A 19,096-nucleotide genomic window follows, 5' to 3' on the forward strand; every position below is an offset into this window, starting at 1 on the left:
ACGGCAAGCCGTCCGGTTTGGGCTGTTCCGCTTTCGCTCGCCACTACTTACGGAATCGCATTCGCTTTCTTTTCCTCCGCTTACTGAGATGTTTCACTTCGGCGGGTTTGCTCTTCTGGCCTATGAATTCAACCAGAAGTGACGCGACATTACTCGCGCCGGGTTACCCCATTCGGAGACCCTCGGATCACAGCGTGCTTCCCGCTCCCCGAGGCTTATCGTAGGTAGCCACGTCCTTCGTAGTCGTTCAGCGCCAAGGCATCCACCATGCGCCCTATGTAGCTTTTAGTCGCCGTCTTCCGAGCATCTACGCTTACGCGCAGACCTCTTTAAGACTCCGGCAGAAGCTATAATGGCTTCTCTTCTGTTGCCTGCAGTTTTCAAAGAACGGCTTCGCCTTGATGGCAATGAAATGGAGACTGGCGGCCTTGCTACAACCCCCGCTCTCCATTTCGCTGCCATCCCACTTTCTGGGCCTGACTGGGCTCGAACCAGTGACCCTGCGCTTATCAAGCGCATGCTCTAACCAACTGAGCTACAGGCCCCCGAAATCGTGCAAAACAGTCTTCACTTTCCCTGGAGGCAAGGGGATTCGAACCCCTGACCTACAGCGTGCAAAGCTGTCGCTCTACCAACTGAGCTATGCCCCCGTCAATCGGATAGGACATACCTGTTCGCCCAACCAATGGCCAACGACTTCTTACGAAGCAGAATTGAATTGTGCGGGACACCCGTGAAACTCCTTGCGGAATTTCGCTTCCCTCTTCGGTTTCCCGATGAGGCAAGTCGACCTAGTCCGGGAATTGTTGCAGGACTTACGCCCTACTCCAACCCGAACTTACTCCTTAGAAAGGAGGTGATCCAGCCGCAGGTTCCCCTACGGCTACCTTGTTACGACTTCATCCCAATTACTAGTCACACCTTCGACGCTCAAAAGAACGGCTTCGGGTGCACCCAGCTTTCAGGATGTGACGGGCGGTGTGTACAAGGCCCGGGAACGTATTCACGGCGCCGTAGCTGATGCGCCATTACTAGCGATTCCGGCTTCATGAAGGCGAGTTGCAGCCTTCAATCCGAACTGGGCTCGGTTTTGGGGATTTGCTCCACCTCGCGGTCTTGCTTCCCTTTGTACCGAGCATTGTAGCACGTGTGCAGCCCTGGCCATAAGGGCCATCCTGACTTGACGTCGTCCCCACCTTCCTCCCCCTTGAAGAGGGCAGTCTGTCTAGAGAACCTTTCGGCAACTAAACACAGGGGTTGCGCTCGTTGGGGGACTTAACCCAACATCTCACGACACGAGCTGACGACAGCCATGCAGCACCTGTGCAGCTCGCCCTTGCGGGCCATCCCGTTTCCGGGACTGAACGCTGCATGTCAAGGCCAGGTAAGGTTCTTCGCGTTGCATCGAATTAAGCCACATGCTCCACCGCTTGTGCGGGCCCCCGTCAATTTCTTTGAGTTTTAGCCTTGCGACCGTACTCCTCAGGCGGTGCGTTTAATGCGTTAGCTTCGGCACCGGCGGGGTCGAATCCGCCAACACCTAACGCACACCGTTTACAGCTAGGACTACCGGGGTATCTAATCCCGTTTGCTCCCCTAGCTTTCGTGTTTCAGAGTCAGGTTTCGTCCAGGAAGCCGCCTTCGCCACCGGTGTTCCTCTCGATATCTACGCATTTCACTGCTACACCGAGAGTTCCGCTTCCCCATCCGAACCTCTAGCCAGACAGTTTCGAACGCAGTTCCTCCGTTAGGCAGAGGGATTTCACATTCGACTTTCCCGACCTCCTACACACCCTTTACGCCCAGTAAATCCGAGCAACGCTCGGGACCTCTGTATTACCGCGGCTGCTGGCACAGAGTTAGCCGTCCCTTCCTCTCCGCATACTATCAAATCCCCCTGCTTATTCGACAGATGGACCTTGTTCTGCGGTGACAGGAGTTTACGACCCGAAGGCCTTCCTCCTCCACGCGGCGTCGCTCCATCAGGCTTTCGCCCATTGTGAAAAATTCTCGACTGCTGCCACCCGTAGGTGTCTGGGCCGTGTCTCAGTCCCAGTGTGGCTGGCCATCCTCTTAGACCAGCTACCCGTCATAGCCTTGGTAGGCTTTTACCCCACCAACTAGCTGATAGGACGCGGGCTCATTCCGAAGCGCGAGGCCTTTTCAGGTCCCCCGCTTTGATCTAGCTAGGCTAGACCACATGCGGAATTACCCCGGCTTTCGCCGGGCTATTCCCCACTTCAGAGTAGATTCCCACGCGTTACTCACCCGTTCGCCACTAAACTTGCCTCCTATTGCTAGGAAACAGGCTCCGTGCGACTTGCATGTCTTATCCACGCCGCCAGCGTTCGCTCTGAGCCAGAATCAAACTCTCCGTGATGAAGAGATGATGCTGACTTTCCCGGTCTAGCCGGGATTGCTCTCCCTCCCTTCGTCGCCGAAGGGTGGATCGCATCACAAAGCTATCTGCAAAATTGGGCGTCCCGCACAATTCAATTCTGTTTCGCTTTGGCGAAACCATTTTCAAAGATCATCCTCCACGCTCTCTCGCGTGAAGCCGCCTTATTCCCGGCGGAGAAGTTTGACTATCGGAAAAGAGCCCATCGAAGGCAAGGCCTTTTTGCAAAAAAAAGCGCGCCCAGGGTAATCGGCCGTATGGTTTCGTTCTCGGGACGCCGGCTTCAAGATTTGACAAGAGGCCCATCAGAGTCCATGGGATAGTCCCTCGTGAGCGAATCCTCCGTTTCACCGCCTGACCCTCGGCCTCCGGTGCTCCCGGAGCCAGTGGAACCGGCGGCCGGATCCCGGCTGCTCGTTTTCGCGCTACCGCTGCTTTCTCTCTTGCTCTCCTTCTCTGGATCGGCTGCGCTGCCGCTGATCGACCGGGACGAGCCCCGCTTTGCCGAAGCGACTCGCGAAATGGGAGCGCGGGGAGAGTGGAGCGTGCCTTTCTTCAACGGAGCCTATCGGCTCGACAAGCCTCCTTTGATTTACTGGCTCATGGGCCTATGCTTCCGCATTTTCGGCGAGAACGAGATCGGAGCTCGGATGCCTTCGATTCTCCTGACCGCCCTCCTCTGCCTCTTCCTCTTTCTCATGGGCCGGTCCCTTTTCAGCCTCCGAGCCGGAATCGTCGCCGCCCTCTCGGGAGCCACCTCCCTTCAGTTTCTCATTCACGGCCGGCTCGCCGTGGCGGACATGCCGATGGTTGTCTCGATCGTCCTTGCTCAGTGGGCGATTCTGCGTCTCTTGGAAGGAGCGAGGCCGGCCTGGTCTTGGATCCTCTGGCTCGCCCTCGCCCTCGGCTTTCTCGCCAAAGGCCCCGTCGCCTGGGCCGTTCCGCTCGTGAGCCTTCTGCTTTGGCGCTTTCTCCTCTGGAGAAGCCCCGTTCCGTGGAGGCGGCTGCATGCTCTCCGGGGATCAGCCATCGCGGTCGGCATCATTGCCCTCTGGGGGATTCCGGCTCTACTTTCGACTCATGGAGCCTTTTGGACCGAGGGGATGGGTGAGCACGTTCTCCGTCGCGGCGTAGAAGCGTTCGATGGCCGACCCCATTTCTGGGGCTACTACTTGGTTTCCTCCCTCCTCAGCCTCTTCCCATGGTCCGCTTTTCTCGGCTGGATCTTGGTCTCACTCCGGCTGAACTACTCTTCCCGCTCCGCCTTTCTTCTCTCCTGGTTTTTCGCTCCCTTTCTCCTCTTCACTCCCTACGCCACGCAACTGCCTCACTACCTCTTGCCCGGATTTCCCGCGTTCTTTCTTCTCTTGGGCCAAGCAGCGGCCACGGCTCGGCCTCGAAGAGTGAGCCTCGCCATTTTCTGGACACTCTGGAGCGTGGGCTTCCTTGCCGGAAGTTTTGCCCTCTTGGCGACCTTGGTTCGCCCTTGGGAACCCCCTTATCGAGCCCTTCGTCCCGCCCTTGGGGCGCTCGGCGGCATCCTTCTATCGCTCTGTCTCACGGCGCTGGTGGCGAAGGCCACCCTGTTTTCCGCAAGCGCAGCTTCGCCTAGGGCTCGTCCTTCCCCTTTCTTCCTCCCCATTGGTCTAGGACTTTCGGTCCTTGCGCTCGCGAGCAGCTTCCAGGTGCTGGGAACCAGTGTGCGGATGGTGGAACCGGCGCTCCTCCTCCGCAGCCTATGGAAAGATCTTCCCCGGGAGACCGTCTTCGTCGCTTCCGGCTATACGGAACCGAGCCTGGTCTTCTACTCCGGTCGCCGATGGAGCATGGAGTCGGGAGAGAAGAGTCCAGGCTCTTTCTCGGGCACAACCGCACCCTTTTTCTGCGTCCGCCTCGAGAGGGAGAGAACTTTGCGGGACGCGCTCCAGTGGCTTTTGTCGGGCCGCATGCCCGTCCAGGTTCTCCCTACTCCCTCGCTCTCTTCCGCCCGATCGAACGATGTCGGGATCAAGACGGCCCGCATCGAGGGTTTCGATTCGGCCCGCTTTTCCTGGGTTGACCTGGAAGTTCGCGTTGGTCCGCAGCCGATGGAGAGTCCGGCAAAGCTGCCATGAGGCCGCCACGCACGCGCCCGGAGTGCGGGCGCGAGCAGAGGCTCACGCGTCGAGCGGGGAGCCTGAGAACCGAAGGATCGTATCGACGGGGGGACGCGAGTCATCGACATGGGGAAAGTCCAGGATATAATGCAACCCACGGCTCTCCCGGCGCTCCAATGCCGAGTCGACGACCAAGGACGCAACCAGAACGAGATTCCGGAGATCCAGCAAGTCCGCGTTGAGACGATAGCTCCAATAATACTCGCGAATCTCCCTCGCCAGATTCTGGAGGCGCACGCCCGCGCGGCGCAGCCGTTTCCTCGTCCGGACGATCCCCACGTAATCCCACATGAGTTCGCGAATCTCCCTCCAGTTATGCGCCACGACCACGAGCTCATCGGGATCCGCGGCCGATCCTTCGTCCCAAGGAGGAATGGGGACCTTTCGTGAAAGCGGCCCTGCCGCGATGCTCGCTTTGGCCGCCCGGTAGGCAACAACAACGGCCTCTAAAAGGGAATTGCTCGCCAGCCGATTGGCGCCGTGCAAACCCGTACACGCGACTTCACCTGCGGCCCAGAGACCCGGCAATTCCGTCCGCCCGTCCACGTTCGTCACCACCCCTCCACACTGATAATGGGCTGCCGGGACCACGGGAATGAGGTCCGCTGCCATATCGATACCGTACCGAAGGCAGGCGGAGTAGATCGTCGGAAACCGCTTCTGGAGGAACTCCTTCCCCTTCCTGCGGATATCGAGATAGACGCACGGATGCCCGCTCCGCTTGGTTTCGGCATCGATCGCGCGCGCCACGATATCGCGCGGAGCAAGCTCGGCTCTCGGGTCGACGCTGGATAAAAATCGGTTCCCCTCATGATTGAGGAGCAGAGCCCCCTCGCCCCGCAGCGCCTCACTGATCAGGAAGCTCTTCGCCTGAGGATGGTAGAGACAGGTAGGATGAAACTGAATGAACTCCATGTTGGCAACCGGCACTCCGGCTCGAAAGGCCATGGCAAGGCCGTCCCCGGTCGCCACATCGGGGTTGGAGGTGTAAAGATAGACCTTTCCGCAGCCGCCTGTCGCCAACAAGGTATGGTGGGCACAGAACACTTCCACTCTGCCGGAAGTGCGATCCAGGGCGTAACAGCCAAGGCATCGATTGTCGGCGGAGTATCCCAGCTTCCCGAGGGTGATCAAATCGACGGCTTGATAGTGCTCGAAAACCTGGATTCGGGGATTCAGGGAAACGGCCTGCAAGAGAGCCCGTTCAATTTCCTTCCCCGTGGCATCGTCCACGTGAAAGATCCGGCGGCGGCTATGCCCTCCTTCTTTCCCTAAATCCCACGACTCTCCCTCCTCCCCCGGCAGAGTAGCAAAGTGAACCCCCAACCGGGCTAGGTCGCGAATCCGCTCCGGCCCGTCCTCGACGATTCTGCGGACGACCCCTTCCTTGCAAAGCCCGCTCCCCGAATTGAGCGTGTCTTGGATATGCAGATCGAAAGTGTCGGTCGCGGAGGCGACGCATGCGACCCCTCCCTGAGCGTGGAGGGTGTTCGACTCCTGAGCGCGACCCTTCGTCAAGATCGCCACGGTCCCGGCTTTGGAGACCTCGAGCGCATAAAAAAGGCCCGCCAGTCCGCTCCCGATGACCAAAAAGTCAAATTGCTTCAGGGATTCCATACGGTTCCCTCCTTTCCCTGCTCTCTCACTTCCGCAGCGAGAGCCCCGACGCCTTCTGCTTTTTGACGCGATGCAGCGTAGGCACGGGTTTGCGCAGATTCCAATAGGTCTGCGCCATGGAAACGAGGTTGTTCACCGTCCAGTAAAGAGGCAGGGCCGCGGCGAAGTTGTAGAAGAAGACGAGGAAGAAGACGGGCATCCACTGCATCATGCGAGCCTGCGGGTTCTCGGCCTGCGGCGAACTCATCCGTGCAACAATGATCTGCGTGCCCACCATGATGAGGGGCAGCGGGTTGATATCCAGGCCGATGCCCGGCAGAGTCGCCACGGTGTCCGGTCGAGTGAGATCGTGGATCCACAAGAAGGATTGATGCCGCAGCTCCACCGCGCTTTGGAGCATGGTGTAAAAGCCGATGAAGATCGGAACCTGTACGGCCACCGGAAGGCAGCCTCCGATCGGGTTCACTCCGAACTCGCGGTAGAGCTTCATGAGCTCGGCCTGCGCCTTCTCGGGCTGCTCCTTGTACTTCGCCTGCAGTTCCTTGATTCGCGGATTGAGCGCCTGCATCTCCTTCATATGGCGGTTCGCCTTAGACTGGAGAGGCCAAAAGACGGCCTTGATCCCGAGGGTAAAGACAATGATGACCACTCCGTAGTTCGGGAGAAGCTGATGCAAGTGAACCATGCACCAGAGCAGGGGTTTTACGATCCAGCCCCAGAACCCGTAATCCATGATTCGGTCGGTTCCTTGTCCCAGGCTTTTCAGCAAGCTGTACTCTTTGGGCCCGGCGAAAACGGTGTACGTCGTTGCGAGCGAGGAACCGGGAGGAAGCACGATGTCCGGGAAGGAAGCCCAAGCCTTTAAACCCGACGGCGGCTGGCCCTTACCCCCTCCGGGAAAGTCAAGCAGGGGCTCGGGCAGGCAGATGAGACGGTCGGGGGGAAGGGTTCCCGGGGGGAGGAGCACCGTGGCATAGAACTGACTTTTCACCGCAACCCAGCGCATCGATTCTTTGGGACTGTCGATCAGCGAGCGGGCTCCTCTCCATTGGAATCCAAGAAGTCCGGCAGAGGCAAAATCCGGCAGGCCAATCCGACCCAGCTTTCCCTGGAGAGAGAACCAGTTCGCCGCAATGGAGCCCGGAGGATCCTGCCGGTGGATCGGCTCCCCCAGTCCGACGAAAAGTCTCCACCGCGGGAGGGTGACCTCCCGAGGCGCCGGATTGACCCACTGTTGGTTAAGCCGGACCTCGTACCCGGTGTTGAGCTGATACCGACGACGCAGTTCCACGCCATTGGCCAGGGTGCGGACAAAAACGACGTCCTTTCCTTCCTGGCTACAACGATAGGCCGCCAGAGCCGTCCCTTCCTCCCATCCCGTCAAATTCAAGACCGGCTCCCGGCTAAACCGGTTGAGGACGAGCGGCTCATCTCCGTGTGCGCGCTGATTCTTGAGTTCGATCGAGCGAATGGCCCCTCCCCAAGAGGTAAAAATGACTTTGATCTGCGCATTTTCGAGAACGGCCGTCTCCTCCGGAGGGAGAGTCCCCGGGCTCGGAAGCGGCTTCCCGGACTCAATCTCGCTCGTGCCTGCGCCCGCCCCCCCTTCCGACACGGTGGTCGGAAGCTTGAGCCCCTCCACGGGACTGGTCGTTTGCGCCGCTTTCGGCGCTTGGCGCGGACCGTAGTGTGTGAGCACGTACCACTGCCACGCAAAGAGACCGACCACGCAAAAGATCAGCCCAATCCATCCCTTTCGATCCATCGTATCCTTTCCCGATCTACCGCTTTTTGTCCCTTGGTCGCTTTGCGCCTTCCCCCGCTCCCTTGCTGCACCAGACTGAACCGGCCTCTGGACCTACCGCAATACACTCATCCGCAACGTCTAGTAATCGCGGAATCCCCTGTTCCGCCGCGCCTACCCTTGTCTTGCGGAGAAGGCCGACCGCATCCCGGCACGGGATCCCACCCCGAGGTCCCCCACGGATGACACCGCAAGAGGCGTCGCAAACAGAGCGGAAGTCCCCGCCAGTATCCGAATGACTCTACGGCCTGACGGCAATATTCGGAACAAGTCGGCACGTGCCGACAACATCCGTACAATCCGAAGGTTTGGCGCACCGGGGTCAGCACCACGCGATAGATCGCCAGAATCCAATGAATGCTTCGCTTCACTTTCCCCGAGCCTGGGCCGCCAATTTTACCATTTTCTCTTTCAGCCGCCAGAAGTCGAGCGAAGCCGCCGAGCGTTTCGCAACCCACCCATACACCCAAGGGTCTTCGGGACGATGGACCCATAGGCGAAACACCTCGCGCATGCGGCGCCGAACGCGATTACGGACAACGGCGTTGCCAATCTTTCGTGGCGTGGCGAAGAACACCTCTCCCGAGAGTCCCGGATCCCGAGGCAGGACGAGCAAGAGCAGAGCAGCATCGTTCAGACGTCTTCCCGATGCAAAGAAAAGCCCAATTGCGCGCCTCTTTCGTATCGTCTTCGTCGCAGGAAGCTCGGCCGGCGACCGACTAAGCGCCGGTATGACGGGCAAATTTGCGCTCTACGCCCTTGGGAACGAGTCGGTATCGGCCTTTTGCCCGGCGACGCCGGAGGACGATCCGCCCGGTACGGGAGCGGGTTCGCTCCAGGAACCCATGCTGCCGTACTCGGCACCGCTTCGAAGGTTGGTAAGTTCGTTTCATTCGTTCTTCCTCACTTTTCTTCTCACTCTTCTCCTCACTCCTTTACTCCGTCCCCTCCCGCTGCCGAGCCGGTTGCCGGATGACCATGCCCCGCCAGCATTCCTTCTACCAGACGGCTCGCCTGACTACCAAGGAGATCTGCTACCTCTTCGAGCGCTCGCTTGGAATCGCCGGGTGAGAGCACGGCCAACTCATTCCTCGCGCTCCTGAGGATGCCCTCCACTTTCCTCTGCGTCTTCGGCAAAACTCCATTTTCGGCGAGCAGGGGCAAGAGATCATCCCTGCTGGTAAAATGTCCTCGATGGAACGCCTCGATCAACTCGTTTCGACGCGTCCCATCTTTCGAATCGAGAAGATAGAGAATCGGTAGAGTCGGTTTTCCCCCTCCCCAATCCGTCCCCAGGGTTTTGCCCGTGACCTCTTCCTTCCCTAGGAGATCCAAACAGTCGTCATAGATCTGATAGGCGATTCCCAAAGCCATGCCATAACGACCCAAGGAACGGCATACGTCATCCGACCCGCCGTTGAGCCAAGCGCTCACCTCGCAAGGCATCCGGAAGAGTTCTCCAGTTTTTCGCCCGATAATTTCTAAGTAATCTTCCTCGCGAAGATCCCAATCAAACCGACGCTGCGTCTGCAAAATCTCTCCGGCGCAGACCGTGCAGACGGCAGACGCCACTCGCTCCACGGCACCTTCCGGCAGCTTTGCACAAATCCGAAGCGCATGCGCAAATAACGTGTCTCCCAACAAGACGGACACCTCGTTCCCCCACCGCGAAGTCGCTGTCGGCTCTCCTCGCCGGATCAGAGCTCCATCCAGAATGTCGTCGTGCACCAGCGTCGCCACATGAATCATCTCCACAACGACAGCCAACTGGATGTGATCGGCCCGGACCCCGCCGCTGGCACTTGCGGCAAGGACAACCAAGAGAGGCCGCAGACGCTTCCCCCGGCTGGCCAAAAGCGCGTGAAAATGAGGGCGAATCCAGGGGTCCAGCTCGTCCGCCTGCCGCAGCACCTCCCGATCGATCTGATCCAGCGTCTCCTGAAACGCAGCAACGACGCCCAGACGATCCACCACATGCTCTTGCCACTTCTGGTCACTCAGCTTCAAAACTGTCTCCGTGCCCCACAGGGGATCCTTCTTTGCATTTGAAAAGCGCCGAACACCTTACGCATCCGCTTTTTCTTCTGTCAAACCAGGAGGAGCAGCTTCTTGATTCCAAATGGGCCTCCGATCGAAACCTTCCTGCCGAATCCCCTTCTCTTCAAAACTGTTCCTTGCCGTCTGCCCCCCACGGGCGACCAGACCGCGACAGTGCGCAAAAACGCCGAGAAAGCCCTCTTGTCATAGGCAAGGGGAATCCCGGGTGCTATACTTTCTGGCTGCGATGCAGACAAAAGTGCGATCTCGAATCGGCGGGTTCTTGATTGTTTCGCTTCTTCTGCACCTTCTCCTCACCTTCCTTTTCACCTCGGGAATCAGTATCCATCTCTTTCCGTCTGCTCCGCCGCCCAGCCCTCCACCGCCCAGCCTGACCATGCTCCAAATGGTTTCCCCTGACACGTTCATGCCCACCGAAGAGTGGCAAAAGAGCGACAAGATCGACCCGCGAACCCCCTTACAGTCGGACCGCAACACGGCTCTGCGGAGCGAGCGACGCGACGCGCAAAAGGATTCGCCCGTCCCTCAGATGCAGGGACATCCTCGCTCCTCCATGACCTATCAGGATCAACCGGCGAGCCGTCCCTCCCCGCCGCGGCCTTCCGGCCCCTCGCAGCCGTCCCGTCCCCAGCCGCAAAGCCAACCCTCTGCGCAAGCTTCGCCATCCAAATCTACGCCGGTTCAAAAAAAATCGGCGGAAAAGCCGGAGAAGGCCACCGAAAAGCCAACGGAGAAACCGAAGCAGGAAGAGAAAAAAGTCGTCAAAGAGGAAGCCGAAGCCCCGAAAGTCGCCGATCCTCGGCGTCCCGATGTTTTTCCGAGAGATCTCCCGAATGCCAAGCCGCTGCTTCCCTTTTCTCCTGAAAAGCCGAAAAAACCGGAGGATGCCGCAAGCCATAAGCAAGGAGAGAAGCTGGCCGAGGAAACCTCGCAACCGGAAGCCAAGCGGCCGCGGCCGGAAGATCCGACTGAAGAGAGTCAGCAGCGGCCGGAACAGAAACTCGAGCCCGAAGCCACTCCTCCTCCCGCTCCGCCCCCTTCCCCGGCGTCACTGCCAAGGCACAGAATGCAGCTCGCCGGCGGACGCACCGCGGAGATCGGACCCGCTTCCCCCGCCACCCGGGAAACGGAGTTGGGCCGCTACAAGGCCCGGATGTACCGCGCCATCGGCTCTCGCTGGTATCTTGAGGTCGAGCAGAACATGGCTCTTCTCGCTCTTGGCTCTGTCCAGGTTCGCTTCTACGTCCAATCGGATGGAACCATCCGGAACCTGCAAATCGTCTCCGAGGATGGACGCACCGAGGTGCTGCGAACCATTTCCAACGACTCCGTCCGGCTTTCCGCGCCCTTCCAGCCGTTCTCCGAAGGGATGAAAACCCAACTGGGATCAGGGTTCTGGGAAGAGATCACCTTTAGCATCTATTAGCCTGCCTGTCTCACAAGCGTCCTCCTGCGGCTTGCGAAATAGACCCGGCGGCCTTCCGGGCTCGCTCCCTCCGGCCGGAGCCCACGATTTTCGACTAGCATCCGAGCGCCAATCGTGATAATGGAGTCTTGCGACTAGTGTAGCGGCCCGATGCCCGTGAGGCGCCTTCTTTCTTTTACAGCCGAATCCGTCTACTTCATGAGGCCCGCGCAAAATCCATACGACAACACGAGGTCAGAGGATGCTTAGCCAAGCGAACCTTTCCGACGTCTTCGGTTCCGCCAGTCGTTTCATCGATGCGGCCGGCATCTTCATCTACCCCGTCGTCCTCTGTTCCATCATCGGTTTGGCGGTCATCCTGGAGCGGGGCTTTGCGCTTCGCCGCCGCCGGATCATCCCCTCCCCGCTCGCCCTCGCCATCCAGAATCTTGGCTGGGGCGAAAGCCCCGAACGCGTGGAAAAGCTTTGTCAGAATCAGAAAACGGTGCTCAGCCGACTGGCGCGCTCCTGTCTCCAAAACATTACCTGGTCGAAGTTCGAGAACACCGAAGCTCTCCAGGTGAAAGCGCGCGCGGAGATCGCCCAACTCGAAAGGGGCCTCGTCATCCTGGAAATCATCACCGGCATCGGCCCTCTGCTCGGCCTCTTAGGGACGCTCACGGGTCTGATCACGATCTTCGGCAACGTGGGCGCTCATGGGATGGCTACGCAGGGAGCGGCGATCGCCCACGGGATCTCGGAAGCTCTTCACACGACACTGGCCGGCCTGGGGATCGCGGTCCCCTGCTTGGTTGCGCACAGCATCTATTCTCGCCGGGTGGAAGCCTTCGGCGTCGAACTCGAGAATCTCTGCTCCGATCTCCTCGCCAAGATCTACACCGAAGCGCCGGCTCCCGAATATTAATATTTATTTTAATATTCATTCAGCCGTTCGATCGGTTTCTATCCCACCCGTCGTCGAAAGACCCACCAAGCCCCGAGCAAGCTCCCTGCAGCGATCAGCGCCATGGGGATGAATTGCGGCCAAACCTCGGCAAAACCCGCCCCCTCGAGGAAGACCCGCCGCGTCACAACCAATGCGAAACGCAGGGGATTAAGAAGCGTCAGCCACTGCACCAGCTCCGGCATATTCCGGATGGGCGTGGAAAAACCGGAGAGCACGATGGCGGGGCTCAGAAAGAAAAAGCTGCCCAGAAGCGCCTGCTGCTGGGTCGCCGAGACCGAAGAGATGGTCAGCCCGATCCCAATCGTCGCCAGGCTATAGAAGGCAAGCCCCACGTAGAGCGCAAGCAAGTTGCCGACGAACGGGATGCGAAACCAGAAGACCGCGGCCAGAAAGATCAAGGTGACCTCGCCCATGGCTACCAGGAATCCAGGGATCACCTTGCCCAAGACGATTTCCGACGGGGTCATCGGGGTCACCAGGAGCTGGTCGAGCGTGCCCGCTTCGCGTTCTCTGGCGACCGACAGGCCGACGGTCATGATCGATACCACCAGCGTCAGCGTTGCCAGCAGCCCGGGCACGATAAACCAGCGGGACTCCAAGTTCGGATTGAACCAGGCGCGCGGCTGCAGAACCGCCGGAGGCGGCTTGATTCCATGCAGTGGAAGCCAGCTCGCGTTGAAATCGACGACGATCTGGCCGACGTAGCCGAGCAGGATGCCGGCCGTATTCGAGTTTCTCCCGTCGACGATCGCCTGCATCCGCGCAGGAGGAGAGGCGAAGAGATCTCGACTGAAGTTGCGCCCGATATGGATCACGAGGAGGACCTCCTTCCGGTCGATCACCTTCGCAAGCTCATCGTCGGAATGAATCCGCCCCCAGTGGCGAAAGACTCGGGAGCCCTCGAAGCGGGCGAGCAGATCGCGCGAGACACCGCTGTTCTCCTCGTCGTAACTGGCGTACGGGATGCGGTTGACATCGAAGGTGGCCGCGTAGCCGAAAATAATCAGCTGGATCAGCGGCGGACCAATCACGACAAACCGGCTCCGCTTATCGCGGAAGAGCGCTAAGAGCTCCTTGAGGATCAGGCCGAAGATACGATGCCGCATGGTTTCTCCTTGTTCATTCCAGGCTGCGCCGGGACATCCTCCAGGCGATCCCGAGAAAGAGAGCGGCCATCAGGAAGAGCGCCGCCAGATTCGGCAGGATCACGCTCCAGACATTCCCGGCCAGAAAGATCGTCTGGAGCAGGGCCACGAAATACCGGGCGGCAAGGAGATAGGTGAACAGGCGGATCGGTCCAGGCATCGAGCCGATGTCAAAAATAAAACCCGAGAGGATGAAGGCGGGCAGAAAGGTCGCGACGACCGCGACCATGCTTGCCAAGAACGTGCTTCGAAACGCGGTGGAGATCACAAGGCCCATCCCCAGCGAAGAAAGCAGGAAGAGCGCCGCGGCCAGGAAAAGCACCCAGAGAGAGCCGACAAGCGGCGCGCCGAAAAGACCGACCGCCATCCCCACGGAGACCGCCATTCCCCCCATGCCGAGAACAAAGTAAGGGCCGATCTTGCTCCAGAGGATCTCGGAGACCGAAACGGGAGTCGAGAGGAGGGCTTCCATGGTCCCCCGTTCCCACTCCCGCGCGATCACGAGCGCGGTCAACAGAGCCCCGACCAAGGTCATATTGATCACGATCACGCCGGGAGCCAGATAGTGGCGGCTTTCGAGGGCGGGGTTGAACCAGATGCGGCTCTCGACATCGACGGGCGTGAGAATCGGCTCTCCCGAGGTCTTCGCCTCCCAGTCCAGCCATTGACCCCAGACTCCTTGGAAATATCCTTCCATGAGCCGCGCCGTGTTCGCATCGACTCCATTGACGATCAGAGAAAGCGGTGCGTTTCCCTCGCGCAGTCCGCGTCTGGTGAAATCGCCCCAGAGCCAGAGAATGGCCTCCACCTTCGTCCGGCTCATCGCCTCTTCGGCAACTCCGATGCTGCCATACGGATGGGGAGCGAAGTAGCGCGACTGTTCCAGGCCCGCCACGAAGCTTGCCGTGAGCGGGTTCGGCTTTTCGACGACGACTCCGATGGGAAGGCGCAGCGCGTCCAGAGAGATCCCGTAGCCGAAGATCAGGAGCAGGAGGGCGGGAAGAACGACTCCGATTCCGATGCTGGCCGGATCGCGCCAAATCTGGATCCACTCCTTCCGCCAGAGCGCGCCCAACCGCATCGGCGCGAAGCTCATCCTTCTCCCCTGCTCCGTTCAATCAGCCGGACAAAAGCCTCTTCCATCGAAGGTTCCGGTGTTTGCGCCGTCCGAAACGGCGCTTTGATCTCGTCCGGGCTTCCTTCGGCGAGGATGCGCCCTTCGGCGATAATAATCAGCCGATCGCAAAACTCGGCTTCTTCCAGATGATGTGTCGTCACCAGGACGGTCACGCCCTGTTGGGCCATCTCCCCGATCCGAAGCCAGAGCTCCTCACGAGCGAACGGGTCCATTCCCGACGTCGGCTCGTCCAGGAAAAGCACGTCCGGCTCGTGCAACAGGGCGCAGGCGAGAGCCAGCCTCTGCTTGAAACCCAGCGGCAGCGCCTCCGCGTCCGCACCGCGGTAAGGAGCAAGCCCGAACTCCTCTTCCGCCCAGCCGATGCGTTCCGCTTGCTTTTTCGGCGGCAGACCGTAAGCCCTCGCAAAAAATTGCATGTTCTGCCGGACCGTCAGCGATGCGTAGAGCGAGAACTTTTGCGCCACATAGCCGATGCGGGCCCGTGCCGAGGCCGCTCCGGTCCGGAGGTCGACCCCGGCGACCCGGGCTAAGCCGGAGGAGGGAGGAAGAAGCCCGCAGAGCATCCGAAAGGTCGTCGATTTTCCGGCGCCGTTGGGTCCGAGCAGGCTGAAGACCTCACCGGCCCGCACATGAAAGCTGATCTTCTTCACCGCCTCAAACTTTCCGAAGAAGCGGGAAAGATCGCGGACGACGATCACGTCTTCCCCGCTCCTGCGGGGATGCTCCGCCAACGCAGTCCCAGGCACCCTTGAGTTCCCCTGGCTTTCTTCCTTCTCACCCAGGGCGGCCAGGAAAGCATCCGAAAACCGAGGCGCCACCGGCTCCGCCCGGCAGCCCCCTAGTCCCCCTTCCTCCAATCGTCCACTCAGCGAACCGCCGGCCACGAGGACCCGGACGGCCGTCCCCTCGATCGAGGAGCTCAAGACGCCGGGCATCCGGGCGAGCCGGGAATGGAGAGCCCGCGGCCCAAGCTCGTTCGACTCGACACGGAATGTTCTTCCCGCGGCCTGGGCGGCAATCTCCGCAGGGACGCCCACGCTTAAGAGCCTCCCCTTGGACAAGAGCACCACCTGCTGGCAGCGTTCGGCTTCTTCCAGATAAGAGGTGCTCACGAAGATCGAGAGGCCCTTCTCGTCCCGCAGCCGGAAGAGAATGGCCCAAAGCTCCCGCCGCGAGAGGGGATCGACTCCTACCGTCGGCTCATCCAAAAGCAGGAGCCTGGGGCTGCCCACGAGCGTGCAGACGAGCCCCAGCTTCTGCTTCATGCCTCCGGAAAGATTGCCGGAGAGCCGCTCGCGGAAGGAAGCCAGGCCCGCCATGTGCAAAAGCTCCGAAAAACGCGCCGCCCGCTCTCCTTTCGGCGCTCCTTGCAGATCGGCATACAGGTCGAGATTTTCGGCAACCGTCAGGTCTTCATAGAGGCCGAAGCGTTGCGGCATGTACCCGAGCGATGCGGCAAGCTCCTGCGGCTGCCTCGTCGCATCAAACCCCAGGACGGCAACCCGCCCTTCGTCGGGCCTCAGGAGACCCGTGATGATGCGCAAAAGCGTCGTCTTCCCGGCTCCGTCCGGCCCGACCAACCCCGTGATCAGGCCCGGAGCAATCTCGATCGATACCCCGTCAAGAGCACGGACAGTCTTCTCCCCCTTTCCAAAGCACTTGGAAATTCCCTCCAGGGATATGCAGGGCGCGCCGCTCATCTCCCCTCCTTACTCGACGGAGCACGGAGGCGGCGGCGGCGGATAGGGCTGGTTTCTCCGAATCTTGACCGTCGCCGGCATCCCCAATCGGAGACGGTAGTTGGGATTGCAGGCGTAGACGCGCACCTCGTAGACGAGCCTAGTCCGTAGCTGTGGAGTTTCGACGTTCTTGGGCGTAAATTCCGCCGTAGGCGAAATATACCCGATCCATCCGGGAAACGCCTGCCCTGGATAGCTGTCGGTATAAATCTCGGCTCTCATCCCAGGGAAGATCTTGCCGAGGTCGGGCTCCGGGACGTAAATGCGCGCCCAGACCGGATTGTCGAGCGCGACGGTAAACACGGGAGCCTGAGGGGTCACCATGTCCCCGGGCTCCAGGATGCGCACCTCGATGACGCCCTCCTTCGGCGCCACGAGCTTCCCGTCGTGGAGCTGCCTTCGGGCCAGGACGAGCGCCGCTTCGTCGGCTTTGAGCCGATCCCGCGCCTCCTTCAACACGGCAACCGCATTATCTCGATCCTGAAGGGAAACATAGAGATCCTTTGCCAGGGCTTCCGTCCGCCGATAAGTGATATCGGCATTTTCGAGCGCAGCCTGATCCACGCGGACGGTCGCCTCCGCCTTTCGCACCGCGTCGTCCAGCCTTGAGATATCGAGCTCCGCGAGGATCTGCCCTTTCCGAATCCGATCGCCCTCCTGCACCAACATCCGCTCGATGCGGCCCTCGTCGTAAAAAGCCAGTTGGATCTCGCGAATGTCGACATTCCCGTAAAAGGTCAGCCACTCCTTGGATTCGGCCTTTGCGCGGAGCCAGAGCAAGATGCCGACGACGGCCCCCAGAAAGACGATCCCGATCAGAATCAGCCCAACGACCCGCTTTCGATTCGTGGGTCGCGGATCTTGTGCAACGGGATTGTTCGCCATCGCCTTTCCCTCTATCCCTTCTTAAGCAGTTCGTTCAAGGCCCGGACGTCCTCCACCGTCAGCACGCCCGCCGCTCCCTTCAATTGCACTCGATTGAGAAGATGGTTGTAGAGGGCTACGTAGTAGTCCCTCCGCGCGCTGCCATAATCGGTAATCACGGTCAGCAGATCCACGATCGAACGGGTTCCGATCTCGTAGCCCTTTCGCGTGCCGTCCAAGCTCGTTTTCGCCGACTCCACGGCAGTTGCTGAACTCTGGAGCTGCGGAACGCTGCTTTCCAAGTTCAAAAAGGCCTCTTCCGTGTCGAGCTTAACCTGATCGACGGTATTATCGAGATAGCGTTGACTCGCCCGCGCCTGGGCCTTCGCCTGCTTGACCCGAGCGCCGATCTGCCCGTCGAAGAGGGGAACCGAAAGCGTGAGGAAGCCCGCTTCGGTCTGGATGTCGAGCGGCACCGCATTCACCCCGAGCGCCGCCGAAGATCCTACTACGGAGAGCACGGGCCACTGGGCGCGCCGGTTCTGCTCGATCTGCTGGACCGCCGCCGTCAGAAGGGAGCGGGCTTGATGGAGAAGCGGCTGATTGTCGACCGCGGTTCTCGTCCAGATCTCGATCCGATCCGGTTGCGGCCCCAGCGGCTTGAGCTCCCCGACATCCACGAGCTTTCCGACCGGGCCATGCGTGATCCGTTCCAAAGCCTTTCGGGCGATCCCGACCGCATTGGTGGCCGTCGTCAAGGTCGATTGCGCTGCATCGAAGCGAGCCTTCGCTTCCGAGGCAGCGATGACGTCGCCCCGACCGACGGCGAGAAAGGCGCTCGCCTGCTTCCAGACGCTCTCGAAGAGCTCCTGCTGCTCGGCGGCTACCCGCCGGTTGGCTTCGGCCTGAAGCACGGTCAGGTAGCCCTGGACGACGCGGAGGATCATCTGTTGTTCCTGATAAAGGACCATCGCATGCTGGGCCTGCACTTCCGACTTCGCAACCCGCAACGCCGCAATGCTCTGCCCGTCGAGAAGAGGCTGCGTCAGGAGCACCGTGTAGTATTCGGCGGTGGTGCCGGTCGCCAGGCTGAAGACGTTCCCGAAAGACAGGTTGAGGCTTGCAACCCCCGCTCCGCCGTAGGCCTGCATCTTCGGTCCGAGCGCCCAGCGGGCCACCGAAACGCCCGCCGAACTCGCGTTAAAGAGGTCTTTCTCCCGGGCCAGGATCGGATCCTTTCTCGCCGCCTGCGCAAAAACCTCGAGTAGATCCTCGGCGCGGCAAGACCAAAGGCCGAACAGACCGACCAGCGCCAGCGCGCCGAAGCACCGCAGGAAGTTCACGGCGATGCGCCAAGCTCCCGCACCGAATCGTCCCTTCAACATCTTTGCTCTTCTTCGGTTCCGCCGGAGCACTCCTTTCCCTTAAATCGAATGTCCGACTTGCGCCAGCATCTTGCCTGTGGAAGAGACACTTCCGCAACTCCTAATCCCGCGGCAAGGAATCGTCGGGCTGGCCGGTGCGTGGTGCCTGGCTCTCCGTCGCCGGCTTCTGGGAGGAATCGCCGCTGTTGTAGGGCTTCTCGAGGGCTTGGGCGAGGATCTTTGCCCCTGCCGGGGGCCGAATCTTTCCCGCCAGAATGTCCTCCGGGTTGACCTCCCGCCCATAGTATTCCCGATTGGTTTCCGGAGCCTCGGCGATCACCGTCCCCTCGAGCGAAAGTCCTCCGAAGATCCCCTGGCTGCGACTATAGGTATAGACCGCCGCAAAAGGGGTCAGCGACCCCTCGGCGGTGCGGCCCACTG

At 60.3% G+C, this 19,096-nt stretch carries 14 protein-coding genes, 2 tRNA genes, 2 rRNA genes and 1 pseudogene; 3 read left to right on the forward strand and 16 right to left on the reverse strand.

Translation table 11 applies throughout. From position 1 onward, the window contains the following. The 4 genes from MAMT_RS11525 to MAMT_RS03240 form a co-directional block, all read right to left on the reverse strand. A 23S ribosomal RNA gene (locus MAMT_RS11525) occupies positions 1-289 on the reverse strand; the annotation flags it as partial. 182 nt (positions 290-471) lie between these two features. Beyond that, positions 472-545: transfer RNA gene (locus MAMT_RS03230), tRNA-Ile, on the reverse strand. A 32-nt stretch (positions 546-577) separates the two neighbouring features. Next, positions 578-650: transfer RNA gene (locus MAMT_RS03235), tRNA-Ala, on the reverse strand. Positions 651-849: 199 nt separating this feature from the next. Beyond that, positions 850-2,380, reverse strand: a 16S ribosomal RNA gene (locus tag MAMT_RS03240). A 347-nt stretch (positions 2,381-2,727) separates the two neighbouring features. Between MAMT_RS03240 and MAMT_RS03245 the strand changes: the two genes are divergently transcribed. After that, complete coding sequence (locus MAMT_RS03245) at positions 2,728-4,512, forward strand: ArnT family glycosyltransferase (protein WP_142659590.1); 1,785 nt, start codon at positions 2,728-2,730, stop codon at positions 4,510-4,512. Positions 4,513-4,554: 42 nt separating this feature from the next. Here the strand turns inward: MAMT_RS03245 and nadB are convergent, their stop codons facing one another. From nadB to MAMT_RS03275, 6 genes and pseudogenes are all read right to left on the reverse strand, one after another. Beyond that, positions 4,555-6,171 carry an L-aspartate oxidase gene (gene nadB / locus MAMT_RS03250; protein ID WP_142659591.1) on the reverse strand — a complete coding sequence of 539 codons (1,617 nt, stop codon included), beginning with the start codon at positions 6,169-6,171 and terminating at the stop codon, positions 4,555-4,557. A gap of 25 nt (positions 6,172-6,196) precedes the next feature. Then, positions 6,197-7,936, reverse strand: coding sequence for a membrane protein insertase YidC (gene yidC / locus MAMT_RS03255; RefSeq protein WP_142659592.1), 1,740 nt, complete (start codon positions 7,934-7,936; stop codon positions 6,197-6,199). A gap of 107 nt (positions 7,937-8,043) precedes the next feature. Further along, positions 8,044-8,433, reverse strand: coding sequence for a membrane protein insertion efficiency factor YidD (yidD, locus tag MAMT_RS03260; RefSeq protein ID WP_369334541.1), 390 nt, complete (start codon positions 8,431-8,433; stop codon positions 8,044-8,046). Beyond that, positions 8,343-8,717, reverse strand: a complete 375-nt coding sequence (rnpA, locus tag MAMT_RS11865; RefSeq protein WP_142659594.1) for a ribonuclease P protein component — start codon at positions 8,715-8,717, stop codon at positions 8,343-8,345. Before rnpA ends, yidD begins: the two co-directional genes overlap by 91 nt. A gap of 25 nt (positions 8,718-8,742) precedes the next feature. After that, a pseudogene (gene rpmH / locus MAMT_RS03270) lies at positions 8,743-8,868 on the reverse strand (50S ribosomal protein L34); the annotation flags it as partial. Positions 8,869-8,902: 34 nt separating this feature from the next. Beyond that, on the reverse strand, positions 8,903-9,982 hold the full coding sequence (locus tag MAMT_RS03275; protein WP_142659595.1) for a polyprenyl synthetase family protein: 1,080 nt from the start codon (positions 9,980-9,982) through the stop codon (positions 8,903-8,905). A 256-nt stretch (positions 9,983-10,238) separates the two neighbouring features. Between MAMT_RS03275 and MAMT_RS03280 the strand changes: the two genes are divergently transcribed. After that, positions 10,239-11,459, forward strand: coding sequence for an energy transducer TonB (locus tag MAMT_RS03280; RefSeq protein WP_246186499.1), 1,221 nt, complete (start codon positions 10,239-10,241; stop codon positions 11,457-11,459). Positions 11,460-11,700: 241 nt separating this feature from the next. Beyond that, positions 11,701-12,363, forward strand: coding sequence for a MotA/TolQ/ExbB proton channel family protein (locus tag MAMT_RS03285; protein ID WP_142659597.1), 663 nt, complete (start codon positions 11,701-11,703; stop codon positions 12,361-12,363). 38 nt (positions 12,364-12,401) lie between these two features. Here the strand turns inward: MAMT_RS03285 and MAMT_RS03290 are convergent, their stop codons facing one another. The 6 genes from MAMT_RS03290 to MAMT_RS03315 all read right to left on the reverse strand — a co-directional run. Further along, the gene (locus MAMT_RS03290; protein WP_142659598.1) at positions 12,402-13,511 is read right to left on the reverse strand and encodes an ABC transporter permease; all 1,110 of its coding nucleotides are present in this window, start codon (positions 13,509-13,511) and stop codon (positions 12,402-12,404) included. Positions 13,512-13,524: 13 nt separating this feature from the next. Further along, positions 13,525-14,646, reverse strand: a complete 1,122-nt coding sequence (locus MAMT_RS03295) for an ABC transporter permease (protein WP_142659599.1) — start codon at positions 14,644-14,646, stop codon at positions 13,525-13,527. Next, positions 14,643-16,388: an ATP-binding cassette domain-containing protein gene (locus MAMT_RS03300; RefSeq protein ID WP_142659600.1), complete on the reverse strand. Its 1,746-nt coding sequence runs from the start codon at positions 16,386-16,388 to the stop codon at positions 14,643-14,645. Before MAMT_RS03300 ends, MAMT_RS03295 begins: the two co-directional genes overlap by 4 nt. A gap of 9 nt (positions 16,389-16,397) precedes the next feature. Then, positions 16,398-17,312 (reverse strand): efflux RND transporter periplasmic adaptor subunit, encoded by a 915-nt coding sequence (locus MAMT_RS03305; RefSeq protein ID WP_142659601.1) that lies wholly within the window; start codon positions 17,310-17,312, stop codon positions 16,398-16,400. 11 nt (positions 17,313-17,323) lie between these two features. Further along, positions 17,324-18,676 (reverse strand): TolC family protein, encoded by a 1,353-nt coding sequence (locus tag MAMT_RS03310; protein WP_142659602.1) that lies wholly within the window; start codon positions 18,674-18,676, stop codon positions 17,324-17,326. A 100-nt stretch (positions 18,677-18,776) separates the two neighbouring features. Next, positions 18,777-19,096: YSC84-related protein (locus MAMT_RS03315; RefSeq protein WP_246186500.1), on the reverse strand; the 320-nt coding region annotated here is incomplete at its 5' end.

Source organism: Methylacidimicrobium tartarophylax (assembly GCF_902143375.2).
GTDB lineage: Bacteria > Verrucomicrobiota > Verrucomicrobiia > Methylacidiphilales > Methylacidiphilaceae > Methylacidimicrobium > Methylacidimicrobium tartarophylax.